General features: G+C 46.5%; 16 protein-coding genes. 8 read left to right on the top strand and 8 right to left on the bottom strand.

Annotated elements, in window-relative coordinates; all coding sequences use genetic code 11:
• Positions 1-3: 3 nt before the first annotated feature.
• A complete protein-coding gene (fdhF, locus tag VHA02S_RS08330; RefSeq protein WP_038898769.1) occupies positions 4-4242 on the bottom strand; it encodes a formate dehydrogenase subunit alpha in 4239 nt (1412 codons plus the stop codon).
• Between the two features lie 314 nt (positions 4243-4556).
• On the opposite strand from fdhF, the gene VHA02S_RS08325 reads away from it, so the two are divergent.
• The 5 genes from VHA02S_RS08325 (at position 4557) to copI (ending at position 12165) form a co-directional block, all read left to right on the top strand.
• A complete protein-coding gene (locus tag VHA02S_RS08325; protein ID WP_009697106.1) occupies positions 4557-4970 on the top strand; it encodes a hypothetical protein in 414 nt (137 codons plus the stop codon).
• 137 nt (positions 4971-5107) lie between these two features.
• Positions 5108-6520 (top strand): TolC family protein, encoded by a 1413-nt coding sequence (locus tag VHA02S_RS08320; RefSeq protein ID WP_038898771.1) that lies wholly within the window; start codon positions 5108-5110, stop codon positions 6518-6520.
• A 101-nt stretch (positions 6521-6621) separates the two neighbouring features.
• The gene (locus VHA02S_RS08315; protein ID WP_038898772.1) at positions 6622-8346 is read left to right on the top strand and encodes an efflux RND transporter periplasmic adaptor subunit; all 1725 of its coding nucleotides are present in this window, start codon (positions 6622-6624) and stop codon (positions 8344-8346) included.
• Entirely contained in the window at positions 8343-11552 is a 3210-nt protein-coding gene (locus VHA02S_RS08310; protein WP_038898773.1) for an efflux RND transporter permease subunit, read from the top strand. The genes VHA02S_RS08315 and VHA02S_RS08310 overlap by 4 nt, the downstream gene beginning before the upstream one ends.
• Positions 11553-11628: 76 nt before the next feature.
• Complete coding sequence (gene copI, locus VHA02S_RS08305; RefSeq protein ID WP_038898774.1) at positions 11629-12165, top strand: copper-resistant cuproprotein CopI; 537 nt, start codon at positions 11629-11631, stop codon at positions 12163-12165.
• Positions 12166-12227: 62 nt separating this feature from the next.
• On the opposite strand, the gene VHA02S_RS08300 is transcribed toward copI, so the two are convergent.
• Positions 12228-13559, bottom strand: a complete 1332-nt coding sequence (locus VHA02S_RS08300; RefSeq protein WP_038898775.1) for a ferredoxin reductase family protein — start codon at positions 13557-13559, stop codon at positions 12228-12230.
• A 212-nt stretch (positions 13560-13771) separates the two neighbouring features.
• Here VHA02S_RS08300 and blaCARB point away from each other — a divergent pair, with 212 nt between their 5' ends.
• Complete coding sequence (gene blaCARB, locus VHA02S_RS08295; protein WP_005452579.1) at positions 13772-14623, top strand: CARB/PSE/RTG family carbenicillin-hydrolyzing class A beta-lactamase; 852 nt, start codon at positions 13772-13774, stop codon at positions 14621-14623.
• Between the two features lie 58 nt (positions 14624-14681).
• On the opposite strand, the gene VHA02S_RS08290 is transcribed toward blaCARB, so the two are convergent.
• Positions 14682-15254, bottom strand: coding sequence for a GNAT family N-acetyltransferase (locus VHA02S_RS08290; RefSeq protein ID WP_050567794.1), 573 nt, complete (start codon positions 15252-15254; stop codon positions 14682-14684).
• A gap of 7 nt (positions 15255-15261) precedes the next feature.
• Positions 15262-16425: a MerR family transcriptional regulator gene (locus VHA02S_RS08285; protein ID WP_038897857.1), complete on the bottom strand. Its 1164-nt coding sequence runs from the start codon at positions 16423-16425 to the stop codon at positions 15262-15264.
• A 194-nt stretch (positions 16426-16619) separates the two neighbouring features.
• Here VHA02S_RS08285 and VHA02S_RS08280 point away from each other — a divergent pair, with 194 nt between their 5' ends.
• Positions 16620-17273 (top strand): DsbA family oxidoreductase, encoded by a 654-nt coding sequence (locus VHA02S_RS08280; RefSeq protein WP_038897856.1) that lies wholly within the window; start codon positions 16620-16622, stop codon positions 17271-17273.
• A 472-nt stretch (positions 17274-17745) separates the two neighbouring features.
• On the opposite strand, the gene VHA02S_RS08275 is transcribed toward VHA02S_RS08280, so the two are convergent.
• From VHA02S_RS08275 to VHA02S_RS26130, 4 genes are all read right to left on the bottom strand, one after another.
• Entirely contained in the window at positions 17746-18144 is a 399-nt protein-coding gene (locus VHA02S_RS08275; protein ID WP_026000263.1) for an NUDIX hydrolase, read from the bottom strand.
• Between the two features lie 28 nt (positions 18145-18172).
• Positions 18173-18688, bottom strand: coding sequence for a GNAT family N-acetyltransferase (locus VHA02S_RS08270; RefSeq protein WP_038897855.1), 516 nt, complete (start codon positions 18686-18688; stop codon positions 18173-18175).
• A gap of 189 nt (positions 18689-18877) precedes the next feature.
• Positions 18878-20284, bottom strand: coding sequence for a cytochrome-c peroxidase (locus VHA02S_RS08265; RefSeq protein ID WP_038897853.1), 1407 nt, complete (start codon positions 20282-20284; stop codon positions 18878-18880).
• A 345-nt stretch (positions 20285-20629) separates the two neighbouring features.
• Positions 20630-20782 carry a hypothetical protein gene (locus tag VHA02S_RS26130; protein ID WP_005452601.1) on the bottom strand — a complete coding sequence of 51 codons (153 nt, stop codon included), beginning with the start codon at positions 20780-20782 and terminating at the stop codon, positions 20630-20632.
• A gap of 271 nt (positions 20783-21053) precedes the next feature.
• Between VHA02S_RS26130 and speG the strand changes: the two genes are divergently transcribed.
• Positions 21054-21584, top strand: a complete 531-nt coding sequence (gene speG / locus VHA02S_RS08260) for a spermidine N1-acetyltransferase (protein WP_005452602.1) — start codon at positions 21054-21056, stop codon at positions 21582-21584.
• Positions 21585-21592 lie beyond the last annotated feature (8 nt).

Below are 21592 nucleotides of genomic sequence, written 5' to 3'. Positions count from 1 at the left end.
AGCTTAAATAGTATGAACTGCTTCCGTTGCAGGCTCTGTATGTAGAACCTTTTCGCTTACTTCCACCTTAACCGCGGCAACCTTAAATTCAGGGATCTTCGCATGCGGATCAGTCGCTGTTGTCGTTAGGCGGTTCACCGGGGATTCAACAAAGTGGAATGGAATGAACACCACACCTTTTTGAATGCGCTTAGTCACAAAGGCATCAATCTCAATGCTGCCGCGACGTGTAGACACCTTCAAACGCTGACCATTACTGATGCCTAGCGCTTCTGCGTCTTCCACACTCACCATCGCACGTGGACCAGCAAGATTATCCAACCCTTTGGTTTTGCGCGTCATAGTGCCGGTGTGGAACTGCTCAAGCACACGACCAGTCGTTAACACAAGCGGATACTCCTCATCTGGCAGCTCAGCCGCATAACGGAACGGTACGCCCACCATTTGACCTTTACCACGAGTAAACTGGGTTTGGTGCATGATGCGAGTACCTGCTGGGTTGTTCTTGTTGCTCGGCCACTGCACTCCGTTTGGCGTTATCGCCTCCCAACGAAGACCTGCGTATTGAGGCGTCACTCGTGCAATCTCGTTAGTGATATCAGACACGCAGTGGTAGTCCCAATCACTGCCCATTGCATTGGCGATTTCTTGAATAATCCACCAATCTTCTTTCGCTTCACCCGGTGCCGTTACAACCGGATTCACACGCTGAACACGACGTTCCGTATTGGTGAAGTGCCCCGCTTTCTCTGCAAACGAGCAAGAAGGCAGAACCACATCCGCGTATTGAGCGGTTTCCGTTAGGAAGATGTCTTGAACCACCAAGAAATCGAGTGCTTCTAAGCCTTCAATCACATGCGCTTGGTTCGGGTCACTCAATACTGGGTTCTCACCCATGATGTACATACCACGAACGTCACGATGGCAAGCCGCATCAATGATTTCTGTCAGGGTTAGACCTTGCTCAGAAGGCAGATTTTGCGCGTTCCATTCAATCGCAAACTTCTGACGCACAATTGGGTTGTATACCTTTTGGTAACCCGGGAAACTGTTTGGCAAAGCGCCCATATCACACGCGCCTTGCACGTTTGATTGACCACGTAGCGGATTGATACCACCACCTTCAATACCGATGTTGCCACACAGTAATTGCAGGTTAGCGATAGAACGCACGTTGTCATGACCTGTCGTGTGCTGAGTAATACCCATCGAGTAGTACACAGCGGTACGATCTGCCGTGCCAATCATACGCGCCATTGCTTGAATGTCTTCGGCTTTAACACCTGTAACCAACTCCACTTTATCGAGGTTGTAAGCTGGCGACATCACCTCTTGCAGTAAGGTATCAAAGCCGTCGACACGTTCTTCGATGTACTCTTGATCGTACCAACCGTTCTTGATGATCTGTTGCATGACGCCGTTCAGGAGCATCACATCAGTACCCGGACGGTGCGCCATGTACAACTCAGCATGCTCTGCCATATCGACACGTTTCGGGTCAGCTACAATCAAACGAGCGCCGTGATGACGAATTGCTTGTTTGATATGTGAAGCGATAATCGGGTGCGCCGATGTGGTATCCGAACCAATAATAAAGATCACATCAGAGTGCTTAATGCTCGGAATGTCGTTGGTCATTGCACCACTACCGAGTGATGCCTCAAGACCGGTTACACTCGATGCGTGACACAAACGCGCACAGTGGTCGACGTTATTGGTGCCCAATTCACGGCGGACAAATTTTTGGAACGCGTAGTTGTCTTCGTTGGTGGTTTTCGCTGAAGAGAAACCCGCCAATGCGTTGCTGCCAAAATCTTGCTTGATGCCAGAGAACTTGCTCGCAACCAGCTGAATCGCCTCTTCCCAACTTGCAGGCTGCAACCAACCGTCTTTACGAATCAATGGCGTGGTAAGACGCTCTTCACTGCCAATGAAGTCAAAACCAAAGCGCCCTTTCACACACAGCATGCCTTGGTTCACCGGCGAGTCACCGCCTTTCACGTAACGAATCGTATTGGTTGCTTCGTCCACGAACATAGTCAACTTACAACCCACACCACAGTATGTACAAATGGTGTCGACCGCTTTCAGATCTTCAGTACGACCTTGCGAACGGTCACGACTATCGACCATCGCCCCCGTTGGACACACTTGAACACACGCGCCACATTGCACGCAGTTCGAATCGCCCATCAGAGTTAAACCATTCTTGTTACTTCCAAAGTGTGGACGATCGTCTGGACGTAACGCAGGGCGACCTTGTTTGTCGCACACAAAGTTCAGTACACCGTGCACGGCTTTGTCGCGACACGCTTGGATGCACTGACCGCAGCTAATACAGCGGTTAGCATCAAACTCAATAAACTCAGAACTGCGGTCAACTTCGTACTTATGACGCAAGTCTTTCGCACGAAGATCCAACCAATCTTGATGTGATTTAATCTGCAAGGAGAAGTCAAAGCTTTGCTCAGCTTCATATTCGGTGGAGTAATCACGCAGCGCACAATCGGTATTTGCCTGACAACCACATTCTAGACAGCGCGCAGCTTCCTTCATCGCTTCTTCGTTATCAAAGCCTAACTCCACTTCAGCGAAGCTTTGCTCGCGTTGTGCTGGAGTCAGTTCAGGCATGATAGAACGAGCGACTTTTTGGATGTTCTCGAAGTGAAGCGGATCGACTTGAGAAAGTTTCTTCTCTTTTCGTGAGTTGAACGCCGCCTTTGGCATGTCTGCCATATCGCCATTCAAAAACAGATCAATGGCTTTTGCCGCAACGCGACCATCACCCACGGCTTCAACTGCCGTTGCTGGACCACGGCGGAAATCACCAATACTGAAGATGTTACCCGTGCCTGTGTGCATGGTCTTTTCATCTGCATCGGAGGTGTTCCAACGCGTAAGTGGAATCGACAAATCTTCGCCTTCGAGGAAGCTCAGATCTGGCTTTTGCGATACTGCCGCAATCACGGTGTCGAACTCTTCGGTAAAGAACTCGCCGGTTGGTTTAGGGCTTCGACGACCAGATGCATCCGGATCACCCAACGCCATGCGCTCTAGACGAATCGCACTCACGCGTCCGGTTTCATCGGCAAGGTTTTCTGCAGGGTTGGTCAAGAAGTGGAATTTCACCCCTTCGTGTTCCGCTTCGACAATCTCGTAGTCTTCCGCCGGCATTTCATCACGTGTACGACGATAAATCAACGTGGTGTCTGCACCAGCACGACGCGCAGTACGAGCACAGTCAATTGCCGTATTACCACCACCAATCACCGCGACTTTCTGACCCGTGACGTAGTTTTGCTCAGTAACGTAATCTTTCAGGTAATCAACGCCCAGGTAACAACCTTCAAGGTCGCTGCCTGTGTAATGCATTTCAACCGCTTGAGACGCACCGACAGCCAAACACACTGCATCGTATTCTTCGCTCAATTGAGAAAGCGTGAAATCCACACCCAGTTTTTGGTTGGTGCGAACCTGCATGCCATTGCGGCACATCAGTTCGATTTCTTTATCGAGAATGTCTTTTGGTAGGCGATATTCAGGAATACCATAACGCAACCAACCGCCCGCTTTTGGCATGGATTCAAAGACAGTGACGTCGTAGCCTTCATTCGATAAGTAGTAGCCAGCCGTTAGACCACCAGGACCACTGCCGACGACGGCAATGTTCAAACCTTTGCTTGATTTCTTTTCTGGTACATAGGCTTCATGCGCAGACAAATCCGCATCCGCGGCATGACGTTTAAGCTGACGAATTGCAATAGGCTCATCGACTAACGAGCGGCGACATTCGCTCTCACAGAATGCCGGACACACACGACCAATCGATAACGGCATAGGAAGCGTACGCTTAATCACTTCAATCGCTTTTTGATGATCGTTCTGTGCGATGTGATAAAGGTAGGATTGGATGTCTACACCCGCTGGACACGCGGTTTTACATGGCGCTTCACAATCGGCGTAATGGTCCGTCATGATGCGGTTAAGTGCTTTTCTGCGGTGCTCGCTTAACTGCTCTGATTGCGTAACCACATTGAGACCACGGTAAACTTCGAGTTCACACGCGCGTTTAGTGCCGCCACTTTCGACTTCAACCACACACAAGTCGCACGGCACTTTTTCATTACTTTTGTTCATTCCGCACAGCGATGGGATCTCGACCCCACACACTTTTGCTGCTTCTAAAAGGGTTAAACCCTCTTCTACAATTCTATATTTTCCATCGATGACAATTTCTATCATGCAACCCCCGCAGCAAAGCAAATCCAAATCTGCACAAGTAAAACCATGCATTCTATAAGGATAATCATTTGTAAGACAAGTTAGTGTGATGTAAAACTTATAAACCACATTTTTTACGTGTCATAAAAAGAATGAGCTTCTTGCGCGAAGTCCTAGGAATCAGTGTTCAACAAACGTTTTACTCGTCAGATAATGCGAAAAATGGTTGGCTGAACTATTTTGATAAGAAGAGTAATAAAACATTGACCTTACCCTAAGGTTAACCTTTAGAATCGAGTGGTTTTCATCATTTCATCAAATACACGGGAAAAGGTATGCGCCTAAAATCGCTGCATACAACTTGGTTAACTCTCTTCACAACGCTGATGCTATTAGTATCAAGCGTGGCGAATAGTGCCCCTTTGATGAACATCCAAATGATGTCAAATGGCGTGATGAATCATGGACAATCTATGATGATGGACGACAGTGAACATTGTGGCATGCCCGGAATGATGGACGTATCCATCACCGAAGACGGTGAAGTGAGAGAAAGCCGAATGAACTGCGGTGGAGGCTCCGGCATGGTTCACACCTGCTGCACGGCGGCTTGTTCTCTGGTTTTCCTCCCCCTACCTGTCCCTGTCAATCGCGCATTGCCGATCGTTTATCGCGCGGCAATTACTCCTGAAGTCACCTCCCCTGTTGTACACGTCAGCCGTGACCTGTACCGACCTCCAATAATTTAAATCTGTATTGCATTCGACCCTGCGTAGCTATCGCAGGTGGTTTTAATGTGCCAATACGACGCAGATAAATCTGGATTACTGTTTCTGCTTTAAGCCAAACCCTTCTTCGTCGTTTCGGCAAACACTGGATTTAGATTATGGATTTTAGACCATACCGCCTTGCTGCACCTATGTGTGCCTTGGCTTTGGTTTCTGCTCCAACTTTGGTGAATGCGGCGATGCCAAATACAAAAGTGCCGAGCAAAGAAACCAAAGCAGCAAACCTTACTGCGCCAGAGATGCGCACATCATCAAAAAAACTCGCGCAACTGATCAATGTTGCCCTGAGCAATGATGGCAACCGCCAACAATATTCAGCGCAATCCGCTGCGATGCGTGAAACGGGTGTTGCAAGTTCTACCTTGATGGATCCAAAACTCAAAGTGGGTTTTGGTGGTTTACCTGTCGACAGCTTTAAGTTCGATGACGACCCAATGACCAACATCTCTATTGGTTTAATGCAGCAATTCGAACGTGGCTCCACGCTCGATCTGCAACAGAAGAAAGCCAATCAACAAGCCGATGGGCTTGGGCTTCAAGTTCATGCTCGCGAACTTGAGGTTGCCAACAGCATGACTCAACTATGGTTAGAGCTTGGATATCAGCAAAAAGCTGAGCAAATCTTGCTTGAGAACCGCAAGTTGATGAAGGAGATGGAAAGCTTTATTCAAACCAACTATTCGATTGGTAAGAGTGAAGCGCAAGACCTACTCAACGCTCAATTACAAGTGAGTAAGCTGGATGAAAAACTGCAAGCCAATGCGCAAATGCAGCGACGTCTTGTTTCTCAGCTTTCGGAATGGCTAGGCTCGGACTGGTTAGCGACGGAACAGGCTCTGTACGCTACCAATCAACTCAACTGGGATACACTGAATAGCAAACTTGCTTCCAGCAAAGATTCCACCAAGCACTACCAACAACTTAGTCAGCACCCAATGGTTAAAATGGCCGATGTGAGTATTTCTGCCAATAAAACTCAGGTAGAGATTGCTGAACAAGCTTATAACCCGCAGTTTGGTGTGGAGGTTATGTACGCTTATCGTCAAGCCAATAACATGAAGGGTGAGCCAGCATCAGACTTGGTCAGCGCTTATCTAACCATGGACATTCCACTGTTCACGGGTGATCGCCAAGATCGCAATCTCGCTGCCGCACAATACCAAGTTGGTGCAGCACAATCACAAAAAGACACCTTATTAACGCAGATGAATGCCAAGGTGAACACTTTGCTGGTTGATCGCGGCAACTTAACCCAACGTTTAGAACGTTACCAATCCACCTTATTGCCCCAAGCGAAAGCGCGCATTCAAGCCGTTGAGCGGGGCTACCAAAACAACACAGCGCAGTTTAACGATGTGATTTCAGCCACGACAGACGAATTGGCTCTGCAATTAGAGCAACAACGTCTGCTAACCGATCTCAACATCGCAAACAGCAATTTAGCCACCCTACTCGGTGGTTTCGATTATCAAGTGGCTTCTCCAGAAGCTCGCTCTATCTCGACATATTAATTTGTGATTCCCAAAAACGTTGGGGCTACAGGTATGTGACCGATATAGAGCAGTCAACAACGCTGTAGCGTCATGCGCAAACGGGAAAATAAGGTATAAGAATGAAAACATTACAAGTTGCAACCATCGCGCTGATTGTTGGTGGTGCTTTAGGGTTTGGTGCTAATCATTTTCTTGCGGGCTCAGCTCACGACATGAGTGCGATGGGTGGAACTTCCGCAGCAAGTTCTAATGATCCACTCTATTGGGTTGCTCCAATGGATCCCAACTACAAACGTGATAAACCGGGTAAATCTCCAATGGGCATGGATTTGATTCCGGTTTACGCAGAAGACCTCTCCGGTGAACAAGAGGCGCCCGGTACGGTGACTATCGATCCTTCAGTAGAAAATAACCTCGGGGTCAAAACCGCAAATGTGGCACTACAACAGTTATCACCACGCATCGAAACGGTTGGTTATATCGCCTTCGATGAAAGTCTGTTATGGCAAACCAACGTTCGTGTTGCGGGTTGGGTAGAAAAACTCTACATCAATGCCGTGGGTGAGAAGGTGAAAAAAGGCGATGTGCTTTTCACTCTCTACTCTCCGGAACTGGTTAAGGCACAGGAAGAACTGCTGAATGCTAACCGTACTGGTCGTAAAGGACTAGTGAAAGGGGCGACCGAGCGCTTAGTAACGCTTGGTGTTGACCGTGCACAAATCAAATCCATTACCCGTCGTGGTAAAGCATCCCAAACCATTGAAATTAAAGCACCTGCTGATGGTGTTATCGCGAGCTTAAACGTGCGAGAAGGTGGCTATTTGTCTCCGGCTCAAGCGGTGATCAGTGCTGGTCCTTTGGACAATGTTTGGGTTGATGCGGAAGTCTTTGAGCGTCAAGCACATTGGATGAAAGCCGGCTCTCAAGCCACGATGACCCTTGACGCCATTCCGGGTACTGAATGGCAAGGTGTCGTGGATTACGTGTACCCAATCCTCGACCCTAAAACACGTACGTTACGCGTACGTCTCAAGTTCCCTAACCCAAATGGTGCTCTAAAGCCTAACATGTTTGCCAATATCGCGTTGCAGCCTGTCACTGACGATGCGGTATTAACCATTCCTAAGTCATCCGTTATTCGCTCCGGCGGTATGACTCGCGTTGTTCTGGCTGAAGGTAATGGCAAATACCGTTCTGCTCGAATTGAAGTCGGTCGTGAAGCTGGCGAACAAATCGAAGTATTACAAGGACTTAAACAAGACGACAAGATCGTAACGTCATCTCACTTCATGCTTGACTCTGAATCAAGCCAGTCAGCAGATCTGTCTCGCATCAACGGCATAGAAGCAGCGGCAGAAACGGCATGGGCAAAAGGCGAAATCACAGATGTAATGAGAGATCACCGCATGCTGACCATTAACCACCAGCCGGTACCAGAATGGGATTGGCCAGGCATGGTGATGAACTTTACTTTTGCTGATGGCGTCGAGATGGGTGACTTGAAAAAAGGTCAGGCTATCGAATTTGAAATGCAGAAAACAGAATCTGGTCAGTACCAAATCGTTGACTATAAGGCAGACAACAGCGTCATTGCAGCTGAAGTTTGGCTAACTGGTGACATCACGATGCTGATGGCTGATTTTGGCATGATTACCTTAAACCACCTACCAGTAGCAGAATGGAATTGGGATGCGGGCGAAATGAACTTCTCTGTCGGTGAAGAGGTGGATTTATCAGGTTTTGAAGAAGGAGAAAAAGTTCGGTTTCTAGTTGAAAAACAAGGTTCTGATTACATTCTTAAACAGCTAACGCCAACAACAGAGGCGGTTGAGGAATCACTATGATCAGTGCAATTATTCGTTGGTCATTGAGCAACCGTTTCTTAGTGTTGATCGCGACCTTAGCTCTTGTATTAGGCGGACTTTACAGTGTAAAGAATACGCCTGTTGATGCCATTCCGGATCTTTCTGATGTGCAAGTGATCATCAAGACAAGCTATCCGGGTCAGGCTCCTCAAGTCGTCGAGGATCAAGTCACTTACCCACTCACAACCGCCATGCTTGCCGTGCCGGGTGCTGAGACGGTTCGTGGCTACTCCTTCTTTGGTGACTCTTACGTTTATATCATTTTCAACGATGATACCGACATGTACTGGGCACGTTCTCGCGTGTTGGAGTACTTAAGCCAAGTAGCACCAAAGCTCCCACCGAACGCAAAACCAACCTTAGGTCCTGATGCGACAGGCGTAGGCTGGGTTTACAGCTACGTATTACAAGACAAAACCGGCAAGCATGATTTGGCTGATCTTCGCAGCCTGCAAGACTGGTTCTTGAAGTACGAGTTGCAAACCGTTGATGGCGTTTCTGAAGTCGCTACCGTGGGCGGTATGGTGAAGCAATACCAAGTACAGATTGATCCTGCCAAGCTGCGTGCTTACAACCTCACTTTGCAACAAGTGAACATGGCAATCCAAAACGGCAACCAAGAAACCGGCGCGTCCGTTATCGAAGTTGCGGAAGCCGAACACATGGTTCGTACCACGGGTTACTTAACCAGCATTGAAGACATCAAATCACTGCCTCTAAAAGTCACCGAGAAAGGCACGCCGTTACTATTAGGAGACATCGCAGACATTAATCTTGGTCCACAAATGCGCCGTGGTATCTCTGAGTTAAATGGCGAAGGTGAAGCTGTGGGTGGGGTTATCGTGATGCGCTTTGGTGAAAACGCCAGTGAAGTGATTGCGAAAGTCAAAGACAAACTTGCAGACCTACAACGCAGCCTACCAGAAGGCGTAGAAATTGTGGCAACCTACGACCGCTCTACCCTTATCGATTCAGCGGTAGAAAACCTATGGAAGAAGCTTGCAGAAGAGTTCATCGTCGTTGCGATTGTGTGTGCGTTGTTCCTATTCCACATTCGTTCTTCATTAGTTATCGCTCTGAGTCTACCTGTCGGTATTCTTAGTGCGTTTATCGTGATGCATTGGCAAGGCATCAACGCCAACATCATGTCCTTGGGTGGTATTGCGATAGCCATTGGTGCCATGGTGGATGGCGCAATCGTGATGATTGAAAACGTTCATAAGCACATTGAACGAACGCCACTGACCGACAAGAACCGCTGGCAAGTAATTGGCAAAGCCGCAGAGGAGGTCGGCGCACCGCTGTTCTTCTCGTTGCTGATCATTACACTTAGCTTCGTACCGGTGTTCGCCTTAGAAGGTCAGGAAGGCAAGATGTTCTCGCCGCTTGCGTTCACTAAGACTTACGCCATGGCAGCGGCAGCAGGTTTGGCAATCACACTCGTCCCTGTTCTTATGGGCTACTTCATTCGCGGTAAGGTGTTACCGGAACACAAAAACCCGGTTAACCGCAGCTTGGTCGCGTTGTACCGCCCGCTGTTGAATACCAGCTTAAAATACCCTAAGACCATGATTGTTATTGCATTAGGTCTAATGGCGTCGGCTTACTACCCAACCAGTAAACTGGGTAGCGAGTTCATCCCACCGCTGGATGAAGGCGACTTGATGTACATGCCAACGACCTACCCAGGTATCTCGATTGGTAAAGCGCGCGAGCTTCTACAACAAACCAACAAGCTGATCAAAACCGTTCCAGAAGTGAAAACCGTATGGGGCAAGATTGGTCGTGCTGAGACTGCAACCGATCCAGCGCCACTCACCATGATCGAAACCGTGATTCAGTTGAAGCCACGCGATCAATGGCGTGAAGGCGTAACAACCGAGTCGCTACGCAAAGAGTTCGATAGTCTGGTTCAGTTCCCTGGTCTTACTAACGCTTGGGTTATGCCGATCAAAACGCGTATCGACATGCTGGCAACGGGCATCAAAACCCCTATCGGTATCAAGATCGCCGGACCCGATCTGAAAGTGATCGAGAAGATCGGTTCTCAGTTGGAGCCAATTCTTAATGGTGTACAAGGCACAGCATCGGTTTATGCAGAACGTGTAGCAGGAGGTCGCTATGTCACGATCGACATTAAACGTCGTGCGGCAGCGCGTTACGGTTTAAGCATCAAAGATGTTCAGCAGGTGATCTCGACCGCGGTGGGCGGCATGAATGTGGGTGAAACCATCGAAGGCTTGGAGCGTTACCCAATCAACGTTCGTTACCCACAAGACTACCGTGACTCAGTGATAAAACTGCAAAACTTACCGTTAGTGACACCAAATGGCGCTCGTATTGCACTGGCTGACGTAGCAGACATTCGTTACGAAGACGGTCCTCCAATGATCAAGACGGAAAACGCACGTCCAAACGGCTGGGTGTTTGTCGACATCGATGGTCGTGACCTTGGTTCTTACGTCGTGGAAGCGCAACAGGTCGTGGCAGATCAACTGGAGCTTCCTGCAGGTTACTCGCTGGCTTGGTCTGGTCAATACGAATACATGGAGCGTGCGAAAGATCGCTTGAGTGTCGTGGTACCAATCACCATCGCCATCATTATGCTGCTGCTTTACTTCAGCTTCCGTCGTGTAGGCGAAGTGATGATCATCATGCTTACCCTACCGCTCGCTATGGTCGGTGGTTTGTGGCTCATGCATATCCTCAACTACAACTTCTCGATTGCCGTCGGGGTCGGCTTTATTGCCCTAGCAGGTGTCGCAGTTGAGATTGGGGTCATCATGCTCGTCTACCTCAACCAAGCGTGGCACTACAAAAAACTCGATGCGGAAGAGAGCCAACAAAAGCTTGAGGCGAAAGACCTAACCGATGCCATTCGCGAAGGTGCAGGCTTACGTGTTCGCCCAGTAATGATGACGGTACTAACGGTCATTATTGGTCTGATTCCGATCATGTACGGCGAAGGTACAGGGTCAGAAGTGATGCAACGTATCGCCGCACCAATGATTGGTGGTATGGCATCGGCACTGCTACTGACGCTCTTGGTACTTCCAGCCATCTTCAAGCTGTGGAAACAACGCGAGTTGCGCCCAAGTAACTCAACTCCTAGTCAAGCAAGTACGCAAGCTGGTAATCAAATCGAAAACACCGACAACAAAGCTCACACTGGCAACAAGGCGTAATCCCTACCTTCCCCTCAAACAATCCGTTTGAGGGGAAGTAACCAAGTTATTAATGAATTAAAACAAGGATATAAAAATGAAAAAGACACTAATCACTCTTGCTCTAACCCTAACTACAACGGCTGCCTTTGCCCAAATGGATCATGGCAATATGAAGCATGAAAATATGGACCACGGCAGCATGAAGATGGACCACAGTAAAATGGACCATTCAAACATGATGGATATGCCGGGCATGTCGGCAGTTGGTATGCCTGCAAAAGGGGCAAAGCCAGACAAAGTGGTACACGTTATCTTAGGTGATGACATGACAATCAAGTTCAAGAAGGACGTTAAGATTGAGCCAAACGATGTGGTGCAGTTTGTAGTCATGAACACGGGTAAAATCGACCACGAGTTCACTATCGGTTCTGCCAAAGAGCAGCTAGAGCATCGTGAAATGATGAAGACAATGACTGGTGGGCACATGCACGACTCAGGCAATTCTGTGACGGTAGAACCGGGCAAAGCGAAGCAGTTATTGTGGCATTTCCACGGTGACAACAACGTTGAGTTCGCGTGCAACATTCCGGGTCATGCGGAAGCTGGCATGGTTAAAAATATCGAGCTGTAGTATCAAATCAAATATACAAAAGGAGCTGTTCATTCAGCTCCTTTCTCATTCAATAACGATTTTTATCTCATTACAAACAGCTCTTCGTGATAGCTTCTTTCAATATTAAATTGACACGCCTCGAGCTCTTTTTTCAATGTTTTTGAGAACGCTTCAGGTCCACAGAAGTACATTTCATACTGATTTAAATGACCACATTGCACGATGATACGCTCAGCATTTAAACGTGGTGCTTTCAGTGTGTCTATCACATGCAAGTTGACGTTGGCTTGGTGAGCAAGGTGCCATAGCTCATCAACTAAATGGCTATCCACACCACGTGTACAATAAAACAAGTGCACGTTATTGTTACTCGCTTTCGTTTTTAATGCTTCCAAAGCAGCAAAGAAAGAAGCAATACCTACGCCGCCAGCGACCCAAATTTGCGGTTTATCTAAATCAAATGCTAAACGACCGTAAGGACCTTCTATCGTGACTGCGTCCCCATTTCGCACTCGTTCATAAAGCCCAGTGGTAAAGTCGCCCAGCTCCTTGATTAAGAAACGCAGTTCGTTACTTTCACTACCGGATACAATGGTAAATGGATGCGCATCTTCGTCACCAAAGCGTAAGTAGGCAAATTGCCCCACATTGTGCCCTTGCCAAGACGCTTCTGGTTTTAAAACTAACTCCATCACCTCTGCTTGTGGGAAGTAACGTGTAGAAGTCACCATAGCGGAGTGTTTATTCCGACGTCCAACCAAGCCAAACAAACTGTAAAGTGCGGCGATCGAACCAACGACTGCAAAGGCGACCGTAACGTAGTAAACAGGCTCACCCCAGTACGCGCGTTTTAACAACAGCACGGAATGGATAGCAATCAATAGATAAGCAGCCGACATCAAACGGTGAGAGAGTTTGAACGGTTTGTATTTTATCGCACTCCACAAAGAAACCACCAACAACACCAACAGTAAGTAGAAGCCCCACTCACCAAGGCTCTGCCCAAATTCACGTAAACCACTAACCCAAGCTTCAATGCCAGACAAATTACCAGCAGGTCCTACTCCCGAGTGTTTTACTGGTCTCGCCAATACTCCCGACATAACCAACCATTTCGGCACTTGATACCACAGCCAGTGCACAATACCCAATGCAACACCGCTAATACCTAACCATTTATGCACTCGATACGCTTTGTCCATGCCATGTAGCCAGTTTTCAACCACAGGCAGACGCATTGCCAACACCATGGTGACCGACATCAACATCAAAGACAAAATGCCTGAATATTGGATCATGGCAGATCGCCATTCAAAGACATTGCTGGAAGAGAAAAGCTGCGGCTCCATCGCAAACCATAAAACGGACATCACGGCGATCATTGCCCAGATGATATTGCGGATTGTTTTCATGATTGGTTACTCGGTTAATCGACAACTTTACTTTAGTCCTTCACATGTAAAACAACGTCAATAAGCGTAAAAACGGGTAAAGCTTGGCATATGCAAAGATTCCTACAGAAAAAAGACATGAATCTAACAGTTATTAGAGTATTCACTCGTTATAGTTCCGGGTAATGTCACCAGAGTAAGAACTGGTATTAATAACACTAAGAAAATCAACGATGAAAAAGCTATTTCTGCTGCTCGGATTGTTAGCCTGTTCAAGTGCAACTTACGCCGCCAAAATCAATGAAGACCTCGCTGCAATAGAAGAACATATCTCAGGTCGCATCGGTGTTTCGGTTTGGGATACACAAACCGATGAACATTGGGATTATCGTGGCGATGAGCGCTTTCCCATGATGAGCACCTTCAAAACACTCGCATGTGCGACCATGCTCAATGACATGGATAATGAAAAGCTCGATAAGAACGCGACCGCTAAAGTAGAAGAACGCAACATGGTAGTGTGGTCTCCGGTGATGGACCGCATGGCTGGTCAAACGACTCGCATTGAGCATGCTTGTGAAGCCGCGATGCTGATGAGTGACAACACCGCTGCCAACATTGTTTTGCGCAGTGTGGGTGGACCTCGTGGTGTGACAATGTTCTTGCGTACCATTGGAGACAAAGCAACCCGACTTGATCGTTTTGAGCCGAGATTGAATGAAGCGAAACCGGGCGACAAGCAAGACACGACAACACCTAACGCCATGGTAAACACCCTGCACACCCTACTAGAAGGCGACGCGCTATCGTATGAATCTCGCATTCAATTAAAGATCTGGATGCAAGACAACAAGGTATCTGACTCTCTAATGCGTTCTGTGTTGCCTAAAGGCTGGTCAATTGCAGATCGTTCTGGCGCAGGCGGTTTTGGCTCACGTGGTATCACCGCGATGATCTGGAAAGAAAATCACAAGCCTGTTTACATCAGTATCTATATCACCGGCACAGATCTGTCACTGCAAGCTCGTGACCAAGTGATTGCTCAGATTAGCCAACTGGTGTTGGACGAATACAAAAATATTTAACACTAACTTTATGATTAACAACGGAGCTCTCAGGCTCCGTTTTTTCTAGTGCACAATCCTACCAATACGTAGGACTATCCAAACCTTGCACGCAAGAAGATGTGCCTTGAGTTGGCGTCAACTCACCTGTAAATGATTGTGCCAACCAACCATGTGGAAAGTTCAAGGCATGTGGCGCTTTGAACTGCTCCTCGGAGACTTGTTGGAACCCAACGCGCGAATAGAAGTTAGGATCGCCGTAGGTAAATACCAACTCAATGCCTTGCTGTTTTAAGTGTTCCAGACCAAAGTTGATCAAGGCTTGTCCTACGCCTTTTCCTTGGCATTCTGTCAGAGTTGCCATTGGTGATAATAGATAACCTACTTCACCACTCTCAAAGCGTAGTGGCGTAAACAACACACCTGCAATTAAACGTTCACCTTGTTTAGCCACAAAGCCTTTTAGCTCCTGTTCTGGGGTTGTTGTCAGTAAGTCACCGACGAGCGAGCCGATGGTTTTGCCTTCTACTTCGCCTTCGGAATCAGAAAAGGTTTGAGTAAATAAAGCGATCATCTCGCTGCTCATTACTCTCTCATAAGGAGAAAGTGTGTAGTTTGTTCTTTGTGTGTTTTGATTTGTTGTTTCGTTCATTTTTCTATCAATCTTTTTGTAAGATATACATCTGATACGCCACTTCGTTACCACGGCGTTTAACGATATCTAATTCAACTTGTATGTCTTTTAATGCTTGTGATTCCGGCATCTCAGCTTTCAAACTTTGCACACGCTCATCTAAAGGAACGTAGTAGTTATCCCATGCCTGTTGGCTAATTGGGAACGTCTCTAGCGCATGGTATCCCGCTGCATTTGCTTGCTCAATTCGCTTCTCGACACTGCCCACATCTGGGTACTCTTTCTTCCAGAACGCCACCGTATCTTCACTTGGTGTATCGGTGTTCCAAACCAAATCGCTCAGCACTAAGATACCACCTTCTTTAAGCAATGGACTCCATGCTTTGAATGCGTTCTCCACGCCCATGATGTATGCACTGCCTTCTGCCCAAATGACATCGGCCGAGCCTTCTGCAAACGGGAGCTCTGTCATGCTGGCACACACTGTTGTGATCTTGTCCCTTAAACCGAGAGTTTGAGCTTTGCCTTTCAGGCGCTGCAACGATGGTTCGTCATTATCAACAGCAGTAACATGTGCGTGTTGAGCCAGCGTGCGAGTCGCGATACCTTGTCCACAGCCGATTTCCAGAATTTCATCAGGTTGCGTAGGTAGCATACTCAATGCCTTCAAGGTGTCTTGCTCTGCTCCCGGCCCCCAAAATTCCAAGGCTTCATATACGCGGAAGAAGTCCGCCATGTAATCTTCATGAGTGTTCATATCTTTTGATAACCAACGTAAGTGAAGGGCTTCTTTCTCGCTAAAGCCTTGCGTCATAAGCCATTTCAAGTGTGCATCCGGTGCAACTTCATCCAACGATTCATGCCAATCGGTTAACGGTGTTTCGCCCAGCAGCGCCGCCAAAAGCTGACGTGATTTCTGCTTTTGCTCAATCTCTTCATCGAGGAGCCTGAGCCTTTCTAGCATCAATTGGCGATCTACTTTAGCTTCCAGACAGGCTTTACACTCCTTGAGCGTCAGTCCGCCGCTTTGCAATTGCTGGATCAAACGCAAGCGTTGTAGATCCGCATCGCTATACGCGCGGTAGCCGTTGCTTAACCGTTGCCCTTTGATGAGCTCAATCTTCTCGTAATAGAGCAATGTGGTGCGAGACAAACCCAGCATCTCTGCCAGTTCCGATATCCGATACATGTAATTTTCCTCAGCGCTGATGAAAGCATCTTAAACTGTAGAGTTATAGACAGGTCAACATGAATTGTAGAAAAAGATACGCTGAAAGATAAAATGCGATGAGAAAAGCATCAGGTTACTAAAAGGTAACTGGTTGAATTCACACTCTTGGTCTCCATATCCATTTTATAACTCGAAAAAGTAAGGTCTGTTTTATGGAATCAGTAATCAAAATCGACGTAGTGTCGGATGTGGTTTGCCCTTGGTGCATCATCGGCTACAAACGCTTAGAACAAGCAATTCAAGAGCTAGGATTGGAAGACAAAATTGAGTTGGAATGGCAACCGTTCGAATTGACCCCAAACATGCCAGCAGAAGGAGAAAACCTACGCCAACACCTAGCGAATAAATACGGAACAACGCCGGAAGACAGCGTTCGTGCACGCGATAACCTGACTAATCTGGGTAAAGAAGTGGGATTCGACTTTGACTACTTTGATGACATGAAGATGGTCAATACGCGAGATGCACACGTACTGCTGCAATGGGCGGAGCAATTTGGTAAGCAAACTGAATTGAAGTTAGCCCTGTTTACTGCGTTCTTTGGTCAACGCAAAGATGTCTCTGACCGAAGCACACTGGCAGCGATTCTGACTGACATTGGCTTAGATGCAAATATGGGCATCGCCACCCTAGACGATGCAAGTAATGCTGACTCTATCGAGTATCAAGAAAGCCAATGGCATCAACTTGGCGTGAGTTCAGTACCAACAGTGGTGTTCAATATGGAAAGTGCTGTGACAGGCGCACAACCAGTGGAAGTGTATAAACAAATCCTAACAGAGTATGCGGAGAAGTTAGGACAGTAAGGTTGAAGACTCGCGAGATAGGCATATCGTTCACTTCGATACGCCTATCTATGTATTTACTTACAGCTTGGTATCAAGGTCTGATACATGGTTTTAAAACCTCGCAAAGACACGTCTACCTTTTCAACTTTTGGTGCATCGCCTTTCAACTCAACCTTCAGCGAATTTGCTTGGTAAAAATCATTAAGTTGCTCGACTGGCACTGTAGCCCATAAAGCAACAAATTAAGCAGCAACCAAAGAACCAGAGGTGGCAACTGCTTAAAGCAATTGCTCATTTTGAATTGCATCAGTACCGACAAGCAAAATCATTATTGGAATCTTTACTTGGAGGCAAGTTTGACAGCTCTGCCAAACAATGGCTGATTCAAATCGATTATCTGAATAACGATTAGAACAAAGCTCGAAAGACAACGCCCGTAATGCTCTCACATTACGGGCGTGTTACTTTCTATCAGTGACTCAAGGATGCGCTATTTAACCAGTCCTTGTTCCACCAACTGAGGGAATACGTTATTGCGAAAAATCGTACTTATCGCGACGTCATCGACGCTCGAAGAATCTACCCATTGGCACTCTTCGATTTCGTTACTGGCAACCACCTCGCCCGAGTAATCGCTAACGAAGAACACATCCATGACCAAAGTAATGCCGTCTTTATCGTGCGCTGGTGCTTCAAATCGCCCAAACAATACCAAGTTCTCTTCCGTTACCTTAATCCCCACTTCTTCATGTAGCTCGCGACATAATGCTTGCTCTGAAGTTTCGCCACTATCAAGTTTGCCACCTGGCGCGTAGAAGGTGTCTTTGCCTTTTGAACGTAACACCAGAAGTGCGCCGTTTTTAATGATGATACCTGCTGACTTATGCATATTGTGCATCTTGCTTTCCTTCTAAGCGTTAGAGAAACTTCTCAATCAGAACTTCATTGATATACTGACCGTTAATCTTGGCGTGCTTCTTTGCCGTACCAACTACTTCAAAACCATGTTTTAGATACGTGGCAAGTGCGTTAGGGTTGTCTTCTCTCACATACGCAAACAGCTTTTCATAACCTTTCGATTTCGCATCAGCAAAGGTAGCGGTAAACAGAGTCGAAGCCACACCCTGGCGACGATACTTTGCATCAACGAAGGTACCGATAATACCAACGTGCGCAAACGCCTTGGTATAACTCGCGAAAGGCTCTACGTTTTGGAAACCCAGCACAGTGCCCTCTTCTTCACTCTCATCGATTGGGTTCAATGCCACATTAAATACGCCCATTTCAGGAAAGCTCTCAATAAAGCTTTCTTCCTCTTCTGTCGTAAAGGTGGTATCAAGAATCGTATATAAGCCCTCTTCGATAATTGGGTTCAACACTTCGGTAATGCCTTGAGCGTGTTGTTTTTGTGCGTTCTTAACTATCACTTTCATAATATTTTTCGTTCTTTTTATATGGATGAAATTAAGGCGTCATTATCATCTAGAAGGGTCAACAAACCAATCACTAAAGTGCTGATTTGGTTGAGTTCAGAACATAAAAAAAGACCACCTCAGTTCAAGGTGGTCTTAAGTGTGGGAGCTATCTTTTATCAAAGATTCGCTTTGGCATATTACTTAAGCTTAACTCAATGGGCGACCTTCATAGTCACCCGTCAAGGTTTTGAGGAAGGCTTTGATAGCGTCAACTTCTTGTTCTGACATCTCCACACCGACTTGATACTTACCCATGTCGTAGATGGCTTTGTTTAACGTATCCGCATGACCATCATGGAAGTATGGCGGCGTCAGTTCAATGTTGCGTAACGTTGGCACTTTGAACTTATGCTTATCTTCTTTATTGCCAGTGAAGTTGTAGCGACCAAGATCTGCATCGGTCATTGCTGTGCCACGGTCTGCGAAGTAATCGGCTTTCATACCCATGGTTTCAAACGTTTCACCACCCATGGCTTCACCTGCGTGACAGGTTTGGCAGTCGTATTTCTTGAACAACATCAAACCATATTTCTCATGTGAGTCCAGTGCATCCGTATTACCCATCAAATACTGGTCGAAACGGCTGTTTGGTGTGGTAAGCGTTTTCTCAAACTCGGCGATCGCGTCCGTAATGTTGTTGCCATTGATGTCACCTGAATAAACCTTTTTGAACATCGCGACCATTTCTGGGTCTTGGCTTAACTTGTCGACAATTTCATCCCAATCCACAGAGCCCATTTCAATTGGGTTAAATGGAGGACCACCAGCCTGATCTTGCAGATCTGCAGCACGACCATCCCAGAATTGCAGTTTGTTGTACACGGCATTGAAAACAGTTGGCGCGTTAATACCACCGACTTGACCATGAATGCCAACAGAGGTTACTAGTCGGTCCACGCCGCCTGTATCAAGGCTATGGCATGATGCACATGAGACACTATTGTCTCCTGACAATCGCGTGTCATGATAAAGCACCTTACCCAACTCAGCTTTATCTGCATCAGTTTCAAACGTGGTGTAAATTGGCTGTAGGACTTTGCCTTTACGCTCTTCAGATACAGGCGATTGCGCATGACGCTCTGATCGTTTTTCGCGAATCCACTTTAACAGCGTGTGCTTTTCATCTTTTGACATGCTTGCTGACCAGTGCATGGTCAGGTAAATCGCTGGCGGCATGGAATCGTCGTAAAGCACTTTCTCAAGTCGAGCAAGCGCAACCTCAGACACCGGGTTACTTTGCTTCACGTCATCAAACAAATTGGTCATATCAAAGTGGCGCATCGCGACTTTGACGTCCGCTTCCATTATCTGTTTCGCGACTGGCATTTCTGAGTAGAAAGGCATTTCGCTATTTGGTGTATGGCAGTAACCGCAGCCTTTGTCTGCCAGTACTTTCATTGCTTGGTAATCCAACGTAGATTGATCTAACGAGCTAAATTGCGTCAGATTCTGTTGAGCTACCTTTTTATCGTCTTGGTTCACCATGTAAACGGTACCGAAGTAAGCCACCAAACCAACTCCCACGATCCCTAGTGCTATTTTCTTTTTATTCATAACTGTTCCCCTAAATCAGTTAAGGCGAAAGTTATTGAAATGCCCAAATATTTAAAAATGGGAAAAAGGAATTGATATTAATCGAATATTTAGATGAGAAACTAATTTAACATCTAAAGTTTATAAAAACAGACACTTGTGGAGATAAGTAAAAAATACAACATAAAAACAACAACTTAAAACCAAAGCTTTTATTGATATGAGTCAAAAATGGTATATAACCACAATGAATCAAAATTGAATAAAAATAAATTAGAGGGAAATAAAGTAGGAATTTAGGAAGGAATTGTAGGCACAAAAAAAGGCAGCTCTTGAGCTACCTTTTTCGCAAGTCAGCAAATTAAATTATGCTTTCTTAAGATCTTTAGCTGGGTAAGTTAGCGTTTTTTCGCCAGCTTTAACGTGCGCGTAAAAACCGCCGCTGCTTAGACCTGTAACAACCATTTCGCCTAGCTCGATACCTTTAGTAGCTACTACTACGTCACCGATTGAAAACATATTTAATACCTTGTGTATGTAGATTATGACCTTAAGTCGTTGGCGGTATTTAATCTGAAATCGCACCCTTAAACTAATCAGGTTTTTTGTCGTTATGATTAACTTTTATTATTACCAAAGCCCTTATATTTAAAGGGATTGTAAGGGTATGACGAAGATCGCTTTTACCGTCTTAAACTCAGAGAAGTAAAGGGGAGATTTCCCCCTAATGAGCTAAGATGGAGGAATCATAATTACCTTTGATTATGCTTTTGCTCTCTGGAGATAAACGATGAAAAATGGTCTCACTATTCGTGCTTTAGAACGTTCAGACCTGCGCTTTATTCACGACCTCAACAACAACCGCAATATTATGACGTATTGGTTTGAAGAGCCGTACGAATCCCATGATGAATTAGAGGAACTTTACCGCAAGCACATTCACGATGATGCTGAGCGCCGCTTTGTCGTAGAAGATGAACATGGTGTATTAATTGGTCTGGTAGAGTTAATAGAGATTAATTACATTCACCGTAGTGCAGAATTTCAAATCATCATCGCACCAGACCATCAAGGACGTGGCTACGCGGAAGAGGTCATCAATCGAGCTTTGGATTATTCGTTCTCGATTCTTAACCTGCACAAAATCTATCTTTTGGTTGCTTTAGACAACGAAAAAGCCGTTCACCTATATCAAAAGTGCGGCTTTATTGAAGAGGGGCATTTGGTGCAAGAGTTCTTTATCAACGGCAGCTACCGTGACGTAAAACGCATGTACATTCTACAAGAACAATACCGCGAAAAACTCGAGAACAATCAATAACAATAAAA

Source organism: Vibrio harveyi NBRC 15634 = ATCC 14126 = KCTC 12724, from assembly GCF_001591145.1.
GTDB classification, from domain to species: domain Bacteria; phylum Pseudomonadota; class Gammaproteobacteria; order Enterobacterales; family Vibrionaceae; genus Vibrio; species Vibrio harveyi.
This window is presented reverse-complemented; position numbering and strand designations above follow the sequence as displayed.